At 68.6% G+C, this 18,862-nt stretch carries 16 protein-coding genes; 10 read left to right on the plus strand and 6 right to left on the minus strand.

Features of this window, described 5'->3' with window-relative positions; translation table 11 throughout:
* The first annotated feature begins 43 nt into the window (after positions 1 to 43).
* Positions 44 to 3,070: a hybrid sensor histidine kinase/response regulator gene (locus MasN3_RS14545; RefSeq protein WP_281908040.1), complete on the plus strand. Its 3,027-nt coding sequence runs from the start codon at positions 44 to 46 to the stop codon at positions 3,068 to 3,070.
* Between the two features lie 13 nt (positions 3,071 to 3,083).
* On the opposite strand, the gene MasN3_RS14550 is transcribed toward MasN3_RS14545, so the two are convergent.
* Both MasN3_RS14550 and MasN3_RS14555 read right to left on the minus strand, forming a co-directional pair.
* Positions 3,084 to 3,887, minus strand: a complete 804-nt coding sequence (locus MasN3_RS14550; RefSeq protein WP_281908041.1) for a hypothetical protein — start codon at positions 3,885 to 3,887, stop codon at positions 3,084 to 3,086.
* Between the two features lie 392 nt (positions 3,888 to 4,279).
* Positions 4,280 to 4,882: a DedA family protein gene (locus MasN3_RS14555; protein ID WP_281908042.1), complete on the minus strand. Its 603-nt coding sequence runs from the start codon at positions 4,880 to 4,882 to the stop codon at positions 4,280 to 4,282.
* A gap of 113 nt (positions 4,883 to 4,995) precedes the next feature.
* Here MasN3_RS14555 and MasN3_RS14560 point away from each other — a divergent pair, with 113 nt between their 5' ends.
* The gene (locus MasN3_RS14560; RefSeq protein ID WP_281908044.1) at positions 4,996 to 5,961 is read left to right on the plus strand and encodes a LysR substrate-binding domain-containing protein; all 966 of its coding nucleotides are present in this window, start codon (positions 4,996 to 4,998) and stop codon (positions 5,959 to 5,961) included.
* Here MasN3_RS14560 and MasN3_RS14565 read toward each other — a convergent pair.
* The gene (locus MasN3_RS14565; protein ID WP_281908045.1) at positions 5,940 to 6,881 is read right to left on the minus strand and encodes a class I SAM-dependent methyltransferase; all 942 of its coding nucleotides are present in this window, start codon (positions 6,879 to 6,881) and stop codon (positions 5,940 to 5,942) included. The two genes, MasN3_RS14560 and MasN3_RS14565, sit on opposite strands and share 22 nt — an antisense overlap.
* 131 nt (positions 6,882 to 7,012) lie before the next feature.
* Positions 7,013 to 7,714 (minus strand): pirin family protein, encoded by a 702-nt coding sequence (locus MasN3_RS14570; RefSeq protein WP_281908047.1) that lies wholly within the window; start codon positions 7,712 to 7,714, stop codon positions 7,013 to 7,015.
* A 239-nt stretch (positions 7,715 to 7,953) separates the two neighbouring features.
* Here MasN3_RS14570 and MasN3_RS14575 point away from each other — a divergent pair, with 239 nt between their 5' ends.
* Genes MasN3_RS14575 through MasN3_RS14585 form a run of 3 tightly spaced genes read left to right on the plus strand, consistent with a single transcriptional unit; the run spans position 7,954 to position 10,897 of the window.
* Positions 7,954 to 8,475, plus strand: a complete 522-nt coding sequence (locus MasN3_RS14575; RefSeq protein WP_281908049.1) for an ankyrin repeat domain-containing protein — start codon at positions 7,954 to 7,956, stop codon at positions 8,473 to 8,475.
* A gap of 13 nt (positions 8,476 to 8,488) precedes the next feature.
* Positions 8,489 to 10,390, plus strand: a complete 1,902-nt coding sequence (locus MasN3_RS14580; protein ID WP_281908051.1) for a putative bifunctional diguanylate cyclase/phosphodiesterase — start codon at positions 8,489 to 8,491, stop codon at positions 10,388 to 10,390.
* A gap of 57 nt (positions 10,391 to 10,447) precedes the next feature.
* Complete coding sequence (locus MasN3_RS14585; protein WP_281908053.1) at positions 10,448 to 10,897, plus strand: hypothetical protein; 450 nt, start codon at positions 10,448 to 10,450, stop codon at positions 10,895 to 10,897.
* On the opposite strand, the gene MasN3_RS14590 is transcribed toward MasN3_RS14585, so the two are convergent.
* A complete protein-coding gene (locus tag MasN3_RS14590) occupies positions 10,898 to 11,518 on the minus strand; it encodes a GNAT family N-acetyltransferase (protein WP_281908054.1) in 621 nt (206 codons plus the stop codon).
* A 56-nt stretch (positions 11,519 to 11,574) separates the two neighbouring features.
* Between MasN3_RS14590 and MasN3_RS14595 the strand changes: the two genes are divergently transcribed.
* From MasN3_RS14595 to purU, 5 genes are all read left to right on the plus strand, one after another.
* The gene (locus MasN3_RS14595; RefSeq protein ID WP_281908056.1) at positions 11,575 to 12,774 is read left to right on the plus strand and encodes a sensor histidine kinase; all 1,200 of its coding nucleotides are present in this window, start codon (positions 11,575 to 11,577) and stop codon (positions 12,772 to 12,774) included.
* Positions 12,771 to 13,517, plus strand: coding sequence for a LytR/AlgR family response regulator transcription factor (locus tag MasN3_RS14600; RefSeq protein ID WP_281908058.1), 747 nt, complete (start codon positions 12,771 to 12,773; stop codon positions 13,515 to 13,517). Before MasN3_RS14595 ends, MasN3_RS14600 begins: the two co-directional genes overlap by 4 nt.
* A 264-nt stretch (positions 13,518 to 13,781) precedes the next feature.
* Positions 13,782 to 15,524, plus strand: a complete 1,743-nt coding sequence (locus MasN3_RS14605) for a histidine kinase famiy protein (protein WP_281908059.1) — start codon at positions 13,782 to 13,784, stop codon at positions 15,522 to 15,524.
* A gap of 8 nt (positions 15,525 to 15,532) precedes the next feature.
* On the plus strand, positions 15,533 to 15,898 hold the full coding sequence (locus MasN3_RS14610) for a response regulator (protein ID WP_281908061.1): 366 nt from the start codon (positions 15,533 to 15,535) through the stop codon (positions 15,896 to 15,898).
* 227 nt (positions 15,899 to 16,125) lie between these two features.
* Positions 16,126 to 17,034 (plus strand): formyltetrahydrofolate deformylase, encoded by a 909-nt coding sequence (purU, locus tag MasN3_RS14615; protein WP_281908062.1) that lies wholly within the window; start codon positions 16,126 to 16,128, stop codon positions 17,032 to 17,034.
* Here purU and MasN3_RS14620 read toward each other — a convergent pair whose 3' ends face one another.
* Positions 17,035 to 18,813, minus strand: a complete 1,779-nt coding sequence (locus tag MasN3_RS14620) for an ABCB family ABC transporter ATP-binding protein/permease (protein ID WP_281908063.1) — start codon at positions 18,811 to 18,813, stop codon at positions 17,035 to 17,037.
* Between the last annotated feature and the right edge of the window lie 49 nt (positions 18,814 to 18,862).

Raw genomic sequence — 18,862 nt, forward strand, 5'->3', positions numbered from 1 at the left:
GACCACCCTACCGACCTGCCCCACCCTTCGTCTCTTTACGTTTATGCAACACGCATACCGCACACTCTGCACCCTGCTGGCGCTCTGTCTTTCCCTGCTGGCAACGCTTCCCGCGCACGCCGCCACGGTCGTGCTCACCCGCGACCTCGAGCGCGCCGATGCCTGGCCGGCCCTGAGCATCCTGCGCGACCCCGATGGCAGCCTGGACGCGGCCGGCGCGCTGGCGCGCGAGCGCGAGTTCGCAGCGCCGGGCACGGCCTACGGCACGCTCGGCATGCAGCCCGGCACGACCTGGGTGCGGATCCCGGTCTCGGTCGCGCCGGACGCCGCCGAGGGCTGGATCATGCAGATCGACTTCGCCTTGCTGGACGAGGTCGACGTGCACCTGGCCGGCCCGCGGGGACTGCGCCGTGTCGCCAGCATGGGCCGGATGCAGGTGCCGGCCGGCGACAGCCTGAAGGCTCGGGCCCCGAGCGCGGTGCTGCGCTTTGCACAGGGAGGCGAGTACACGGTGCTGCTGCGGGTCGCCTCGCAAGGGCCGAAGATCCTGCCGATCAGCTTCCTGCGGCCGCACGCCCTGCTGTCGGACGCGCTCGGCGAGCAGATCCTGCAAGGCTTGCTGCACGGCCTGCGCATCACCCTGTTCCTGTATGCGATCGCCCAATGGTTGTCGCTGCGCGAGCCCCTGTTCGGCAAATACGCCCTGCAGGCGGGCGGCGTGACCGTGTATTCGGCCTGCTGGTTCGGCACCGCCGGCCAGTACCTGTGGCCCGGGAATGCCTGGTTGCTGGAGCACGGCGCCGGCCTGGCCTCCATCCTCGCGTCCTGCGGCGCCTACCTGTTCGTCGAACAGTCGCTGGCGCGGCCGGGACGGGACCGCATCTTCAGCCGGCTGATGAAGCTGCTCGCCGGCCTGTGCCTGGTGACGGCCGCGGGATTCGCGCTCGGCCTGATCGACCATCGGCGCCTGGTGCTGATCGTCGGCACCCTCGGCATCCTGCCGATGCTGTGCGGCTTGCCCGGCGCCCTGCGCCGGGCCCGTGCCGGCGACCCGGTGGGCGGCTATTTCCTGGTCGGCTGGGGTGTCGCCTTCGCCGCCGCTTTCGTCACCGCCCAGCTCATCAACGGCAAGCTGCCGGCCAACTTCTGGACCATGCACGCCCTGGTATTCGGCAGCACCTTCGACATGCTGGTCTTCATGCGCATCCTCGGGCTGCGCACCAAGGCCATGCAGACCGCGATGCTGCGCGCCGAGGAAAGCACCCGCATGAAGTCGGAGTTCCTGGCCAACATGAGCCACGAAATCCGGACCCCGATGAACGCCATCATCGGCATGAGCCGCCTCGCCCTGACGCGCGATCCTTCCCCGGCCCTGCGCAACTACCTCGACAAGATCCTGGGCGCGAGCGAGCACCTGATGGGCGTCATCAACGGCATCCTCGACTTCTCGCGCATCGAGGCCGGCAAGCTGGCGATCGAGAAGCTGCCCTTCGCGCTCGACGACCTGCTCGACCAGCTGGCCAGCCTGATCGAGGTGCAGCTGGACGCCAAGGGCATCGAGCTGGTGTTCCGGGTCGGCTCCGGCGTGCCGCAGCAGCTGGTGGGCGATCCGCTGCGCCTGGGCCAGATCCTGATCAACCTGGCCGGCAACGCGGTCAAGTTCACCCAGCAGGGCAAGATCGTGGTGGCGGTCGAGGTGGAGAGCCGCGGCGCGCAAGGCGTGACCCTGGCATTTTCCGTGACCGACACCGGCATCGGCATGACGCTCGAGCAGACCACGCGCCTGTTCCAGTCCTTCAGCCAGGCCGACAACTCGACCACCCGCAAGTATGGCGGCACCGGCCTGGGTCTGTCGATCTCGCGCCGGCTGGTGGAGCTGATGGGCGGCGAGATCACGGTCAGCAGCACGCCGCAGGCCGGCAGCTGTTTCCGCTTCACGGTGCCGCTGGGCCTGGACGCGGGCGATGCCCACACGCATGCGCCGCGCCAGGGACGGGCCCCAGGCAGGGCCGAACTGCCGCGCCTGGATGGCGCGCGCATCCTGCTGGCCGAAGACAATGCCAACAACCGCGAAGTCGCCCTCGACTTCATGGCCGCCGCGCGCATGCAGGTGGACGTCGCGTTCGACGGCGCCGAAGCGGTGCGCATGGTGCTGGCGGGCGACTATGACCTGGTGCTGATGGACATCCAGATGCCGGAACTGGACGGCCTGGGCGCCGCGCGCGAGATCCGCAGCCATGCGCGCCTGCGCGCGCTGCCCATCGTCGCCATGACCGCGCACGCGCTGCCCAGCGACCGCGCACTGAGCCGCCAGGCCGGCATGGACGACCACGTCACCAAGCCGATCGATCCGGACCTGCTGTTCTGCACCCTGCTGAAGTGGATCGACCCGGCGCGCACGAAGGGCCGCGCGCTTGCGTCCCCGGCTGCCGCCATGCCGCCGCCCCGGGCCGCGCCGGCGGATCCGGCCCTTCCCGCGCTTCCCGGCCTCGACTGGCGCCTCGCGCTGGACAGCGTCGCCGGCAGCCGCACCCGCCTGCACAAGCGCGCCGCCAGCTTCGTGCGCGAGTACGCGAGCGCGCCCGCCATCCTGCGCGAATCGCTGGCGCGGGGCGACTCCCGGCGCCTGCAGTCGCTCGCCCACAATCTGAAGTCGGGTGCGGCCTATATGGGCGCGGTCGACCTGGCGGACATCGCCAACCGCCTGGAACAGGACCTGCGCAGCAGCCAGCCAGAGCGCCTCGGGGCGCAGGTGGCGGCACTGGCGGCGGCCATCGAGACGGTGCTGGCCGGCCTGGCTCCGGTGGCCGCGGCCGCGTTGCCGGAATCAGGCGTACCAGGCGCCCTGGCCGCCCTGGTCGGCCGCCTGGAAGGCTACCTGCGCACCGACGATGCGCGCGCCGAGGATGCGCTGGCCGAACTCGAATCGCTGCTGGCCGGGCGCGCCCGGACAGCGCCGTTGGCCGAGACGCTGGCCGCGCTACGGCGTGCGGTGGCGGACACCGAGTACGCGGCGGCGCTGGCGCCGCTCGACGTGCTGGCGGCGCAACTGGTGCCGGACGCGGCCTGATGGCGGGCGCGGCTCAGCCGCGACAGACCAGCCCGAAGCGGGTCGCCTCGCAGCCGCGCTTGAGACAGGCGGTGGCGTGGTAGCCGGCCGCGCGGCACATTCGCAGGGTTTCGGCCAGCGGGCTTTCCGGATCGGGCTGATCGGCCGACACGCTACGTGCGGGCGGCGCCGGGGCACGGGCCACGGCCGGCTCGCGCACTGGCTTGCTCGGCGGCTTCTTCGTTTCCGGACGCGTCGACTTGGCGGGCGCGCTGGTAGCCACGCGGCGTTCCTGCACCCGTTTGGCCGCGGGCTTTGCCGCACGCTGCTGAGCGGCGGGTTTCGACGGTGCAGCGGCCGGTGCCGCTTGTTCCGGCGTTGTCGCCTTGTTCCCGGTACCGACTGGCGCTGCTGTCACGGGCGCATCGTTCAGCGTGGCAACGGCCGCGCCCGCAGCAATCGGCGGCGTGGCCTCAGCGGCGGGAGAAAGCAGCTTCAGCGGCGGCAAGGCTTCGCTGTCGGGTTCCGGCACGGGCACGGCTGCCGGGACCGCCGGCGCCGGCGCATCCATCCGGGGCGGCGTGTGATCGGCCACCACCGCCAGCGTGGTTTCCACCCGGGTTTCCTGCACCATCCACGCCGCCGTACCGGCCACTGCCACCACCGCGGCCAGGCCGACGGTCCAGCCCACGGCCTTGCGGCCCCAGCGCTCGGTCCAGGGCGGCGGTTCCGGCTGCAGCGGGATCGGCCAGTCCGGCTCACGGCTGGAGAACGAGGCGAACTCAGGTGAAACCCGGGGCGCCGCGCGCGGCGGTTCCGGTGCCGGCGATGGCGCCATGCTGGGTTCGACACGGGGCGGCACGACGCGCTGCGCCGGCGTTCCCTGGGGCGGTGGTGACGGCGGTGGCGCCAGTGACGGCAGCGGCGCCGGCGCTTCGGCTCGCGCACGGCTGCGCCAGACGCCGGCGCGCCGGCGAACGGACGTCGCCGCTGCGCCGGCCGGCGCCGGGACATGGGGTGGCGCGGCCTGGGGCGGCGGCGCCGGCGGCGCGGCCGCCTGGGCGCGGCGCACCGGGCGTAGCGGCACAGCCGACTGGCTGTCGCCGAAGTCTTCCAACAATCGGTTCTTCATGAGCGGGACCTGCTTGCGAACAGGCCGAGTGTAGCCGAATCGCTCGAATCCTGCGTGCTGCAGTGCGGCATGCGCACCACAGCCGTCCCGGCTGGCGCTCAGGCCTTGGCAGGCCTGTGCGTGATCACCCGGTAGAGGTACCAGGCCAGCAGAATGCCGAAGATACCCTTCGATACCGGATCGACGTACTTGCCCACCTGTTCGTAATTGCTTTCCAACACAAATCCCGCGCCGGTGAGGATCCCGGTCCAGGCCAGCGAACCGATGGTCGAGTACAGCAGAAACTGCCCCCAGGACATGCATGCCAGCCCGGCCGGCACCGAGATCAGGGTCCGGATCGCCGGGATCAGGCGCCCGAACAGCACCACCGAGCGGCCGTGGCGGTCGAAGGCGGCAATCGCCTTGTCGATGTCCTGGCTGCCGACCGTCATCCAGCGCGCGTGCCGGTCGGCAAATGCCTTCAGGCGTTCCTTACCATACTTGCGCGCGCCCCAGTACCAGGGCAAGGCCCCGGCGATCGAGCCCGCCGTGCCGGCGATCAGCACGCCCACCAGGTTCAGGTCGCCCCGTGCGACGACGAAGCCGGCAAAGGGCATGATCAGCTCGGACGGAATGGGCGGAAAGATGTTTTCGAGGGCCATCAGCAGGAATACGCCGATGTAGCCGCTCTTTCCCAGGAAGCTGGTGATGAACTCGAACATGGTAGATGGCCGGTGACGGGGTTGGATTTCACCCTACCATGTTGTCAAGAACCCTAGCGCTCGCCTGCGGCCAGGGACGCTACAATTGCATTAACAAAATAAAAGGACCGCAATTGCTCAAGCTCAGCCTGGACGCGCTCGACATCGTCGACACCATCGCCCGCAAAGGCTCCTTCGCCGGCGCCGCAAAGGAACTGTTCCGCGTTCCCTCCACCATTTCCTACACGGTGGCGAAGCTCGAGGAAGACCTGGGCGTGCGCCTGTTCGACCGCTTCGGCCCCAAGGTCGCCCTGACGGCCGCCGGGCGGGAACTGCTCAAGGAAGGCCGCTACCTGCTGCGCGCCGCGGGCGACCTGGAGTCGCGCGTGCGGCGCGTCGCTTCCGGCTGGGAGACCGAGCTGGCGATCGGCATGGATTCGATGCTCGCCCCGAGCGGCCTGCAGCCCGACATCGAAGCATTCTACGAAGTGGCCGACCAGACCCGGCTGCGCCTGGTAAGCGAAGTGCTGTCCGGCACTTGGGACGCGCTGCTCGACCGCCGGGTCGACCTGCTGGTGGGCGCGGCCGGCGAAGGTCCCTCGGGCGGCGGCTACACCGCCGAGCCCCTGGGCAGCAGCCGCTTCGTGTTCGCGGTGGCGCCCGGACACCCGCTGGCAGCCATCGACCGCCCGCTGCAGAAGGCCGACCTGCTCGACTACCGCGCGGTCGCGGTGTCCGATTCGGCGCGCCAGCTCGGTCCGCGCACGGTCGGCCTGCTGTTCGGCCAGGACACGCTGGCGGTACCGGACATGGAAACCAAATTCGCCTTCCAGCTGCGCGGCATCGGCTTCGGCTTCCTGCCCGAACCCTGGGCCCGGCCCGCCATCGAGGCCGGGCTGCTGGTGGAAATGGAAGTGGTCGAGCCCAAGCCGGACGAGACCTTCTACCTGGCCTGGCGCAGCGGCGAGGAAGGCGCCGCCCTGGCCTGGTGGCTCGAGCGCGTGCGCGCGCAATCGCCGTTCGCGCGCCTGATCGCGCGCCACTGCCATGAGGCGCAGATGAGACTTCAGCTTGGCGCTCAGGCCGGTCGGGCAAAATAGACGAAGGTACTCTTCGGGTACAGGTGGCGATACACCGGGCGCGCCAGGGTCTTGAGGGCCGTCTTCGCTTCCATCCAGCCGCTGCTGGCGTTGTACAGCTTGCGCAGCGAAGGGCGCAGCGGCACCAGGCCGGCCTCACAGCCCAACGCGCTCAGCGAGTCGCAGGTGAAGGCATTGATGTGTTCGAATGGGGCGATGGGCATGATCTCGCCCGGGCTCAAGGCCCCGAAGTTCCTGGCGCCGAGCAGCTTGCGGATCGACTTTGCGCAATTCGGCACGCTCACCTTCACCAGGCCGCCCGGGCGCAGGGCCCTGGCCAGCGTCGCGAGCGTGTCGCCCGGCTCGAGCAGGTGTTCAAAGACCTGCTCCGTGTTGATGAAGTGAAACTCTCCCTGCGGCAGCGCAGCGCCGTCGACCACCGGGATGCCGACCAACCTGGCATACTCGATCCGGACCTGCGACAGCTCGGCCCCGCACACGTCGACCCCGTAGGCGCAGGCCATCTTCGCCCATTCGGCCCAGCCGAAGCCGAAATCGAGGGCCTTGATGCCGGCGGGGCGCACGCGGAAATGGTCGAGCATGAATTGCACCTGCTCGGCCAGGTAGCGGTAGTCGTCCCGGCCCCAGCGCGCCGCCACCGCTTCGCGCTCGGTGGCCGGCAGCCAGTGGTCATAGATTTCCTCGAGCAGCGCGGGCGCCGGCACCTGGGCCTGGAAGGTCAGACCGCAATGCCCGCACTGGGCCAGTTCGTACTCGTAGCCGCTGAAGTCGCGCTCGACCCGGCGCCCGTAGTGCTCCTGGAGATAGCGGCTGATGCCCGGACTGTCCAGGGGTTCGTTGTACAGCCTCCGGGTGGACGTGCGCCGGCAAGCCGGGCATTGCCCGCGCTTGACCAGCAGGGGACGGGACGAATCGGGCATGGAGGCCTCCGCTGTCGGAACAGGTTGACTGCTGACAGCCGGATGGTATGCCAAACGCCGGGGCGCCGCCACGATGCGCCAATCGTGCGCGCCGGTTCAGGCGGCGCCGGTCACCTTCGTTTCACGGCAACTCAGCGGGGCAGGTCGAACACCAGGATCTCGGCCGCTTCGGCCTGCCCGAGGCGCACCGCATCCTCGTCGGTGATCTTGAGCGCGTCGCCGCCCTGCAGCTGCACGCCGTTCACGGTGGCGCGGCCGCGGATCACGTGGACGTAGGCCTGGCGCCCAGGGGCCAGTGGATGGTCGAGCGCATCGCCGCCGTTCATGATGGTGGCGTAGATCGACGCATCCTGGCGCATCGACACCGAGCCTTCGCGTCCGTCGTTGGAGGCGATCAGGCGCAGCCGGCCCTGCTTCGAGGCGGCATCGAAATGCTGTTCCTCGTAGCCCGGCGGCTCGCCGGTGGTGTTCGGCTCGATCCAGATCTGCAGGAAGTGCACGCCTTCTTCCTTCGAGTGGTTGTACTCGCTATGAACCACGCCGCTGCCCGCGCTCATGCGCTGCACGTCGCCGTAGCGCAGCACCGAGCCGTTGCCCATGCTGTCCTTGTGTTCCAGTGCGCCTTCCAGCACATACGAGATGATTTCCATGTCGCGGTGGCCATGCGAGTCGAAACCGCGGCCGGGCGCGACATGGTCCTCGTTGATGACGCGCAGCGGGCCGAAACCCATGTGCTTCAGGTCGTAGTAATGGCCAAACGAGAAGCTGTGCTGGGAGTTCAGCCAGCCGAAGCTGGCGGCGCCGCGTTCATTGCTTTTACGTACGTTCAACATGGTGTGCTCCTTTTTTTGGGTGAACATCGAACAGCTTGATGATAGCCACATTGCTCCCTGCGGGCCTTTGCGCTGCTGTCATTCGATGCGATGGAGCCATTATGCGCGCTCGCTTGGGGATTGAAAAACGAGTAATTTACCGCCCAATCATCGAAGTTTTCGAACCTTGCCGGGCGGGCGTGCTCCCCGTCTCCTCCCTATATGGTCTAATCGCAGGAGAACACGCCCTGGAGCCGACCATGCAGACTGCCCGCCCCGATCCGAACTCGCTGGACGACGCCACGCTCGCCTTCGTGCGCACGGTTTTCCAGCACGCGCGTGCCGGCGAAACAGATCCGTTGGCCACGCTGCTGGCCCAGGGCCTGCCGCCAAACCTGCGCAACGAACGGGGCGACAGCCTGTTGATGCTGGCCTGCTACCATGGCCACGTCGACACGGCGCGGGTCCTGCTCGGGCACGGCGCCGATCCGGAATTGACGAATGACGCCGGCCAGACGCCGCTCGCCGGCGCCGCCTTCAAGGGCGACCTGGCCATCGCCACCCTGCTGCTGGACCACGGCGCCGGCGTGGCCAGTGCCGGCCCGAGCGGCAAGACTGCCCTGATGTTTGCCGCCATGTTCAACCGCACCGAGATCGCCCGCCTGCTGCTGGCGCGCGGCGCCGATCCGCATGCGCGCGATGCCGACGGCATCAGTGCGCTGGCGGCGGCGCAGCGCATGGGCGCGCAGGACACGGCGGCCCTGCTCGCCAGCCTGGCCTGAACCTCGCAAGACAATGGAACGCCCCCGCATTCCGACCGACGAAGCACAGCGCCTGGCCGCCCTGCACGCCACCAGGCTGCTCGGCAGCCCACCCGAAGAAAGCTTCGACCGCATCACCCGCACCGCTGCGCGCCTGCTCGGCGTGCCGATCGCCCTGGTGTCCCTGATCGACAAGGACCGCCAGTGGTTCAAGTCGCGCACCGGCCTGGACACCTGCGAAACCCCACGCGCGATTTCCTTCTGCGGCCACGCGATCCTCAGCGACGAACCGCTGGTGGTGCCGGACGCCGCCCAGGACGCCCGCTTCGTCGACAACCCGCTGGTCACCGGCGACATGCATCTGCGCTTCTACGCCGGGGTGCAGCTGTATTCGGTGGAGCGCAAGAAGATCGGCACCCTGTGCGTCATCGACCGCAAGCCGCGCCGGCTCGGCCCCGGTGAACTCGAAGCGCTGCGCGACCTGGCGCGCATGGTCGAGCAGCTGATCTACCACCGCCAGCTGGCGATGGCGGCGCAGTCTCTCAGCGAGCGCCTGCGGGACTGCCCGCCGGCAGCGGGCGATGCGTCGGCCTCGGGCGAACTGGTCTGGCTGGTGGCGCACGACCTGCTCACCGGGCTGCCGAACCGCCAGGCGATGCTGCGCGCCATCCAGGGCAGCATCGCCGGCTGGCGCGCCGACGGCACGCCGGCCCTGGTGGCCTGCATCAACATCGACCGCTTCAAGCGCTTCAACGAGACGCTCGGCCACCGCGCCGGCGACGAGATCCTGGTGGGCCTCGCCACCAGCCTGCAGGCGCTGCTGCGCGAAGGCGACATGCTGGCGCGCGCCGGCAGCGACGAATTCCTGCTCCTGCTGCACGCGCGCGGCGAGCATCCGGAGCCGGAGCGCGCGTTCGACCGCATCATGGCAGCAAGCAACCGCGCCATCCCGACGCCGGACGGCGAGATCGCCCTCACCTGCAGCATCGGCACCGCCTCGCTGCCGCAGGACGGCGACGACGCCGACGCCCTGCTCAACAATGCCGTCACCGCGATGCGCCATGCCAAGGCCCAGGGCCGTGGCGAGATCGTGCGCTTCACCCCGGAGCTGCGCACCGAGCACGGACGCCGTCTCACCCTCGAGAGCCACTTGCGGCGCGCCATCGCCCAGGACGAGCTGTTCCTGCAGTACCAGCCGAAGGTCGACCTGCGCAGCGGCGCCCTGGCCGGCCTCGAGGCCCTGGTGCGCTGGCGCCATCCGGAATACGGCGTCATCCCGCCCGACGAGTTCATTCCGATCGCCGAGGAAAGCGGCATGATCGTGCCGATCGGCGAGTGGGTGCTGCGCAGCGCGGTCGGACAACTAACCGCCTGGCGCGCGCAAGGCCTGCCGCTGGCGCCGGTGGCGGTCAACCTGTCGGCGCGCCAGTTCCTGCAAAGCGACGTGGTTGCCATGGTGGCCGGACTGCTGGCCCAGTCGGAGCTGGCGCCTGGCCTGCTGGAACTGGAGCTGACCGAAAGCGTGTCGATGGCCGACCCGGAACGCAGCGTGGTGGTGATGCGCGGGCTGGGCGAACTCGGGGTCATGCTGAGTATCGACGACTTCGGCACCGGCTATTCGAGCTTCGGCTACCTGCGCCGCCTGCCGCTCGACAAGCTCAAGATCGACAAGTCCTTTGTGCAGGACATGGCGCACAGCGCCGAGTCGTCCGCCATCGTGCAGGCGATCGTCGCCATGGCGCACCGCCTGCAACTGGCCGTGATCGCCGAAGGCGTCGAGACGGCGGACCAGGTGGCGGCCCTGCGCAAGGCCGATTGCGACGAGATCCAGGGATACTATTACTCGCGGCCGTTGGCGGTGCAAGATTGCGCCGCCTTCATCCGCCAGTATGCGGCCGAGCCGGCCTCCGGATCATCCGCTTTGGCAAAGGCGTGACGGCGGCGGGCTTGCCGATATAATCCGACGCTTGCGTAACCACACCAAAGGATGACGATGAAAGCCCTGCCCCTCTCCCTGCTGCTGCTGTCCGGCGCCGCGCTCGCGGACGACGCCGCCATTGTGCAATGCCGGACGCTCGCCGACACCGGCGCCCGCCTGGCCTGCTACGACGCGATCCAGGTCGGCGCCCGGCCGCAGGTGGCGGCTGCGGCGGCCGCGCCGGCGCGCAGCAAGGAGGAAAACTTCGGCATCGAAGCGAAGAAGCAGCGCGAATCGGAACCGCAGTCGATCAGCTCGACCATCGCCGGCGACTTCCAGGGCTGGGGCCCATCCTCGCAGATCCGCCTGGCCAATGGCCAGGTGTGGCGCATCGTCGACGGCAGCGAAGCGGTGCTGGCGCCGATGCGCAACCCCAAGGTCAGGATCGAGCGCAACGTGTTCGGCACCCTGTTCCTGAAGGTGGAAGGGACCAACAGTTCGGCCAAGGTGCGCCGGGTCCAGTAGTCAGGAATCGAGGGCGCGCACCATGTAGCGCGCCTGGCCGGGATAGCTGGCCAGCGCGGCGCGCCCCGCCGGCCCGTCCGCCTCGGCTACCCGGTAGCCCAGGCCAGACCAGAACGCGGCGGTGTCCTGCACCGATACCAGGGCCGATGCGCTGAAACCCTGGCGCCGCGCCTGCGCCAGCAGGTGGCTGACCAGGCTGCGCGCCAACCCGCGTCCGTGTGCGCGCGGCGCCACCGCCAGGTCGTGCAGGTAGAGCGTGTCCGCGTCCGCAGCCGGGTCGAACTGCGCGCCCAGCGGCGTCACCTTGCCCAGCCTGCTCGGATAGGCGAACAGGTAGGCGCACACCCCATCCTCGTCTTCCGCCAGGACGCAGCTGTCGCCGGCCAGCGCCATGCGCGCCAGCACCACCCCGGCCGCTTCCTGCATCGCCGGCGGGTAGCAGGCCGCCTGCACGGCGAGGATGGCATCGAGGTCGGCGGGGCGCATGGCGCGGATCGCATGGTGATAGGCGAACTGCATGATCAACGTGGGATGAAAAACCCGGGATGGTAGCACGCTGCCGGGCGTCTCGTCGTTCGTCGCACCGCCTTCGTCGTTCGTCGCCGCGCGCTGTCGCGCCACGGCCGGCTTTCCTAGACTTGCCACATTGCCTTATATTGAACAACAAGGAGAACGACATGTGGCGCAAGATCATCGACTGGTACCAGGACCTCGAACGCGAACACCTGGCCATCCTGGAGCGGCCGGAACTGGCTGCGCAGGTGGCGCCGGGCTACCGCCGCAAGATTGCCGACAACATCGCGAGCATGTCGCCGGTCGAGCGCCAGCAATTGCGCGAGTTCTCGCTGACCTACCGCGGACGGCGCTTCTGGCTTGCGCTCGCCAAATTCGCCCTCGCCTTCACCCTGGTCGGCCTCCTGATGGAACTGGCTCTCGACAAGGGCAGCTGGATTGCTCCGGTCATGGTTGCCAACCTGTTGGGATTCGGCTTGCTGATGGGCGGGGTCGGCATCTGGTTCAACGCCACCCAGTCGTTCAAGAATACCCGCAAGGTCGCCGTCGGGATGGTCCTCGGCGTGCTGGGCGCCTTCGTCGGCATCGCCCTCGGCGACGGGCGCCCGCTGGTGGAGCAGATGCCCAGGCTCATGCGCATGGTTCCCTTCGTGGCCCTGATCAGCGCACTGGCCTTCGTACCCTTGATCGTCCTGGCGTTCTTCCGCCGCCGCCAATATGCCGCGCTAATGGAGCAGCTGCAGCGCGATGCCGAGCGCGAACGCCTGGCGCGCGAGCTGAGCGAGTCGAAGCTGCGCATGCTGCGCGCCCAGATCGAGCCGCACTTCCTGTTCAATACGCTCGGCGCGGTGCAGCAGCTGGCGGCGGACGGCGCCCCGCGCGCCGCCGCGCTCACCGCCGACCTGATCGCCTTCCTGCGCGCCAGCTTCAGCGACATGCGCTGCGAACAGGTCGGCCTGGCGACCGAGTTCGCCACGGTCGAGGCCTACCTGCGGGTGATGCAGGCCCGGATGGGCGCCCGGCTGCGCTTCGAACTGGTGCTGCCGGCGCCGCTGGCGCAGGTCGAGGTGCCGAGCATGATCGTGCTGACGCTGGTGGAGAACGCCATCAAGCACGGTATCGAACCGGCGCTGCGCGGCGGCGAGATCCGCGTCACCGCCGAAACGGATGGGGCGTGCGTGCTGGTCCGCGTCCACGATAGCGGGGTCGGCATGGGCGCCACGCCGGGCGATGGTGCCGGCCTCGACAACGTGCGGCGCCGGCTGGAACTGGCGTATGGTGGGCGTGGGGGCCTGAAGCTGCGCGATGCCGAGCCGGGACTGGTGGCCGAACTGAGCATCCCCGCCGCGAAGGAGTGCGCATGACCCGGGTCCTGATCGCCGAAGACGAACCGCTGATGCGCGAACGCCTGGCCGGCTTGCTGGCCGCGTGCTGGCCCGAAGCCGAGGTGGTGCTGCAGGCCGAGAACGGCAACGATGCCTGGGACGGCTTCCTCGAGCACGAACCCGAGGTGGCGTTTTTGGATATCCGCATGCCGGGGCTGTCCGGCCTGGAGGTGGCCGAGCGCATCGGCGACAGCGCCCACGTGGTGTTCGTCACGGCCTACGACCAGTATGCGGTCGAGGCTTTCGACGCCGGTGCGGTCGACTACCTGCTCAAGCCGGTCCAGGCTGACCGCATGGAACGCGCCGTGGCGCGCATCCGCGCAAAACTCAGCACGCCGCCGGCCGACCTGGGCGATCTGCTGCGCCACCTGAAGACCGCCCTGCCCGGCGCCCGCACCGAAAAGATGAAGTGGATCAAGGCCACCGTCGGCAAGCAGATCCGCCTGATCGACGTCGACGAGGTGCTGTTCTTCCAGTCCGACAGCAAGTACACGCGCGTGGTGCTGCCCGGTTCCGAAGCGCTGGTGCGGATCCCGCTGAAGGATCTGCTGGGCGGCCTGGACCGCGACCGCTTCTGGCAGATCCACCGCGCCACCCTGGTTAACGTGGGCGCCATCGCGGCGGTCGAACGACTGGACGCCGAACGCATGCAGGTGCTGCTGCGCGGCTGCGCCGAGAAACTGCCGGTGAGCCGGACCTTCACCCACCTGTTTCGTGATTGAGCGTCCGCGATTTCGTCACTTTTAGACTTGTAAAATTTCCTCTGTTATATAATTCACACAAGAAGTCCGGCCCGCGCGGCGTAATACCGTTCAGTTAGCGTAAAAATGTAGGGTGGTCGGCTTCGCCGACCGCGCGTCCAAGTCACCAATGCACTGTGGCAGAGCAAAATGGAGTCGAACGCGCGGCCGGGAAACCCGGCCACCCTACGCTTAACTGAACGGCATTAGCCCGCGCGTCGTTCTTTTCTTTGAACAGGGGGGTACATGGCAACTGGCAGCAGCAAGGAAGAACGGGAGCGCCTCCCGCACGACGACGCGTCCAGCCATGGCCAGAGCGAAGGCGTGCCCAGCGTGGGCCAATTGGAAGGCAGCGCCTTCAATCCACTGGGCGATCCGGGCATGCGCCACTGGCAGGCCAGCCAGATCTCGCGCCCCGGCTTCGAAGAGCGCGGCAACATCTTCTTCGCCGCCATCGAGATGACCCGCATGCCGATGGTGGTGACCGACCCGAATCAGCCAGACAACCCGATCGCGTTCGTGAACCGTGCCTTCCTCGACCTGACCGGCTACGAGGAAGAGCAGGTCCTCGGCCGCAACTGCCGCTTCCTGCAGGGCGAGCAGACCGACCCGCACACCGTAGAGGAAATCCGCGGCGCCCTGCGCGAGCAGCGCGCGGTGGCGGTCGACGTTCTCAATTACAAGGCCGACGGCCGGCCGTTCTGGAACGGCCTGTTCATCGGCCCGGTGTTCGATGAGGGCGGCAAGCTGCTCTACTATTTTGCCTCGCAGATGGACATCACGCGCCGGCGCGTTTCCGAGCAGTCCTACCTGCAGGCCCAGAAGATGGAAGCGATCGGCCAGCTGACCGCCGGCCTGGCGCACGATTTCAACAACCTGCTGCAGGTGGTCGCCGGCAACCTCGAACTGGCTGCCTCCGACCTGAACGACCGCGTCACCGTCGGCCAGGCCATCGACCGCGCGCGCCTGGCCAGCGAAAAGGCCGCCAAGCTCACCCAGCAGCTCCTGACCTTCGCGCGCAAGCAGCGCCTGGAGCCCAGGCGCCTGAACCTGAATTCGCTGGTGGTGGAATTCAGCGAGATGCTGGTGCGTACGCTGGGCGACAAGGTCGACCTGCACCTCGACCTGAAGCCCGGCCTGCCCTCCTGCACGCTCGACCCGACGCACATGGAGATGGCGCTGCTGAACGTCCTGATCAACGCGCGCGACGCCATGCCGGCGGGCGGCAAGGTCACGGTCGCCACCTCGACCATGGACGACCCGGAAAAGCTCGAACGCCTGCACCTGGCGCCTGGCCGCTATGTGGTCCTGTGCGTGATCGACCATGGCGAAGGGATGTCGCCGGAAGTCGCTGCGCGCGCCACCGAGCCCTTCTTCACCACCAAGGGCCCCGGCACCGGCCTGGGCCTGGCGATGGTGCACGGTTTCGTGCAGCAATCGCATGGCCGCCTCGAGATCGAGAGCGCGCCGCAGCAGGGCACCACCATCCGCATGGTGTTCCCGCAGGCCTCCAAGTCGGCGATGGAAATCATGGGCGAGCGCTCCGGTAATGGCGCCAAATGGACGCCCGAGGCGATCCTCGGCAAGCGCACCGTGCTGGTGGTGGACGACAGCGAAGAAGTGCGCGAACTGGCCGAAACCCACCTGCGCGCGAACGGTTACCGGGTCCTGGGCGCCCCGAGCGGCGAAGCGGCCCTGGAGATGATCGAGCGCTACGGCAGCGTCGACCTGCTGTTCACCGACATCATCATGCCGGGCGGGATGAACGGCCTGCGCCTGGCCGAACTGGTGCGCGAGCGCCAGCCCGACGTGCCGGTGCTGCTGGCCACCGGCTACATCGACGCGCTGCCGGCCGTCCAAGGCGAAGCCGCATCCTTCCCGATCCTGACCAAGCCCTACCGGCTGAACGAACTGACCGAGCGCATCCGCCAGGCGCTGAAGGTCGAGCTGCGCGTGAACCCGGCATCCGGCTTCACCCACGAAGGCTGAGGCGACCCATGACGGCGATGCACATCCTGCTGGTCGACGACGAAGAAGCGATCGTCTATGTGTTCAAGCGCTACCTGGAGCGCGCCGGCTACCGGGTGACGGCCGTGATCGATCCGAACGATGCGCTGGCCATCGGCAGCGCCGGGGGCATCGACATGCTCGTGACCGACTTCCGCATGCCCGGCATGACCGGCGCCAGCCTGCTCCAGCGCCTGCGCGCGCTGCATCCCGGGCTGCCGGCCCTGATCGTGACCGGCTATGGCGCCGAGGTCGGCGCGGCCGGCGCCGATGTGCGCGTGCTGAACAAGCCCTTGCCGCCGCAGCAACTGGTCGACGCGGTGGCCCTGGCCCTGGCTCCCGCCCAGCCGTCCTGAGGGAGCGTCACGCGCTGGGTCGCGCCGGCGCCTCGCATCGGTCGTGCGCTCCTTGACGGCGCGGGCCGCATCGGCCATGCTGTTAGAATAACAACGTCTGCATCGTCCACGAGGCTTGCACGGCGGCGCCACCGGCATGCGTCTACCCTTCGCACTGCTTGCCACGCCGCCGGCAACAGCGCAGGCGTCACATTGAAGACCGCTTCATCGTACCCAAGGACGACCGCATGACCCCGAACTCGACTCCCAACGAAGGCGCCAGGGCGCCGCACGCGCCAACCGAATACATCCTCAATGCCAGCTGCCGCGCCGGCATCGGCATCGTGGCCGCCGTCGCCACCTTCCTGGCCGAGCGCGACTGCTACATCTGCGCGCTGGAACAGTTCGACGACGATTCCACCGAGCGCTTCTACATGCGCGCCGTGTTCCGGCTGCAGGCCGGTTCCCCCAGCATCGAGAACATCCGCGAGCAGTTCGGCGAAGGCTGCGCCGCCCGCCTCGAGATGCAATGGAAGATCCACGACCCGCTCGATCCCGTCAAAACCGTGATCATGGTGTCGAAGGACGACCACTGTCTCGACGACCTGCTCTACCGCCGCCGCAACGGCGAACTGAACATGTCGATCACGGCGGTGGTGTCGAACCACCTGGACCTGCGCCCGATGGTCGAGCGCGAAGGCATCCGTTTCATCTTCCTGCCGGTGACCAGGGATAACAAGGCCCAGCAGGAAGCCCGGCTGCTGGAAGTGGTCGAGGAAACCCGCGCCGAGCTGGTGATCCTGGCACGCTACATGCAGATTCTCTCGGACGAGCTGGCGCGCCGCCTGGCGGGCCGCTGCATCAACATCCACCACTCCTTCCTGCCCGGCTTCAAGGGCGCCAAGCCCTACCACCAGGCCTTCGACCGCGGCGTCAAGCTGATCGGCGCCACCGCGCACTACGTGACGCCGGACCTGGACGAAGGCCCGATCATCGAGCAGATGGTCACCCGCGTCGACCACAACTTCCGCCCGGAACAGCTGGTGCGCGTGGGGCGCGACAACGAATGCATGGCGCTGGCGGCGGCGGTGAAGTTCCACATCGAGCGCCGGGTTTTCCTGCACGGAAATAAGACCATCGTCTTCCGCGGACCCTGATCAGCGCCCGGCATCCTTGTCCATGCGTTGCTGCAACAGCCACAGCCGCGCATACGTCCCCTTGCGGCGCAGCAGTTCGGCATGGCTGCCCTGCTCGACGATGCGGCCGCGGTCCATCACCACGATGGAATCGGCGCCCACGATGGTCGACAGGCGGTGCGCGATCACCAGGGTGCTGCGGCCGCGCGACAGCCGGTCGAGCTCGCGCGTGATCGCGTGTTCCGAGTCGGCGTCGAGCGCGGAGGTGGCCTCGTCGAAGATCAGGATCGCCGGATTCTTGAGGATCGCACGCGCGATCGCGATGCGCTGTTTCTCGCCGCCCGACAGGTTCACCCCGCGCTCGCCCACGGGCGTGTCGTACTTTTGCGGCAGCGATTCGATCACCTCGTGCAAGTGGGCGGCGCGGCAGGCCGCCACCACCTCCTCGCGGGTGCTGCCGCTGCGGCCGTAGGCGATATTGTTGCCGATCGTGTCATTGAACAGCGCCGTCTCCTGCGGCACCACGCCGATCGCCATGCGCACGCTCGCGGCCGTGCACTGGCGGATGTTCTGGCCGTCCACCAGGATGCGGCCACCCGCCGGATCGTAGTAGCGCAACAGCAGCCGCGCCAGCGTCGACTTGCCCGAACCGCTGCGTCCGACGACGGCCAGCGTGGTGCCGGGCGCGATGCGCAGGCTGACGTCGACCAGCACCGGCCGCGCCGGCTCGTAGTGAAAGCTGACGTGCTCGAACACGACTTCGCCGCGGCTCGGGCGCAAGGGCGGCGCGCCCGGCGGATCGAGGATCTCGGGCCGCTCGCGCAGCAGCTCGAACAGGCGCTCCGTGTTGACCCAGGCGTCGCGCGCTTCACGGTAGACGAAGCCGAGCGCGTTCAGCGGCAGGCAGACCTGCAGCGCGTAGGCATTGATCAGCACCAGGTCGCCGACGCTCATGCTGCGCGCCAGCACGGCCTGGCCGGCCAGCACCATGATGGCCGCCACCCCCAGCGCGATGATGGCGCTCTGCCCCACGTGCAGGGTGAACAGGGCGCGCTGGTTGGCGCGGCCCGCCTCCTGCCAGTCGCCCATGATGGCGGCGAAGCGCGCCGCCTCGCGCGCCTCGCCGCTGAAATACTTGACCGTATCATAGTTGATCAGGCTGTCCGCCAGGCGTCCCTTGGCGGTGGAGTCGAGCTTGTTGACGCGCCGCTGGTAGACCACGCGGCGCGCCGTGAACACCAGCGTGAAGCCGGCGTAAACCAGGAAGGTCAGCAGGATGATGCCGGCGAAGCCTGCCGCATAGCGGTTCAGCATGATGGCCAGCACCAGACCGATCTCGACCAGGGTCGGCACGATGGTGAACAGGCCGACGCCGAGCAGGAAGGCGATGCCGCTGGTGCCGCGGTCGATGTCGGGCAGCAGGCTGCCGAGCTTGCGCCGGGCGTGGAAGCGCGGCCCCAGCGCATGCAGGTGCGAGAAGGTCTTTTGCGCATAGGCCGACACGGCCTGAAGGGTGACCCGCACGAACAGCAGGTCGCGCCATTCGTTGAACAGGGTGGACGAGAAGCGCAGCAGGGCGTAGCCCACCAGCAGATACAGCGGCAGCGTGGCCGGCATGCTGACCTGGGAGAAGGCGTCGATGATCCGCTTGAGCAGCAGCGGCACCGCCACGGTGGCGAGCTTGGCCGCGAGCAGCAGCACGACCGCCGCCACGATGCGCCAGCGGTGCCGGCCCAGCACCTGCCACAGCTCGGCGCCGATCCGGGCGCCGCCGCCCGCTTCCCTGCTACCGCCCGCCATCCCGGCCCCTCCTGAACCCCGATGGCGATTGGACCGGGCGCGCCGCCAC

This window comes from Massilia varians (assembly GCF_027923905.1).
GTDB classification, from domain to species: domain Bacteria; phylum Pseudomonadota; class Gammaproteobacteria; order Burkholderiales; family Burkholderiaceae_D; genus Telluria; species Telluria varians_B.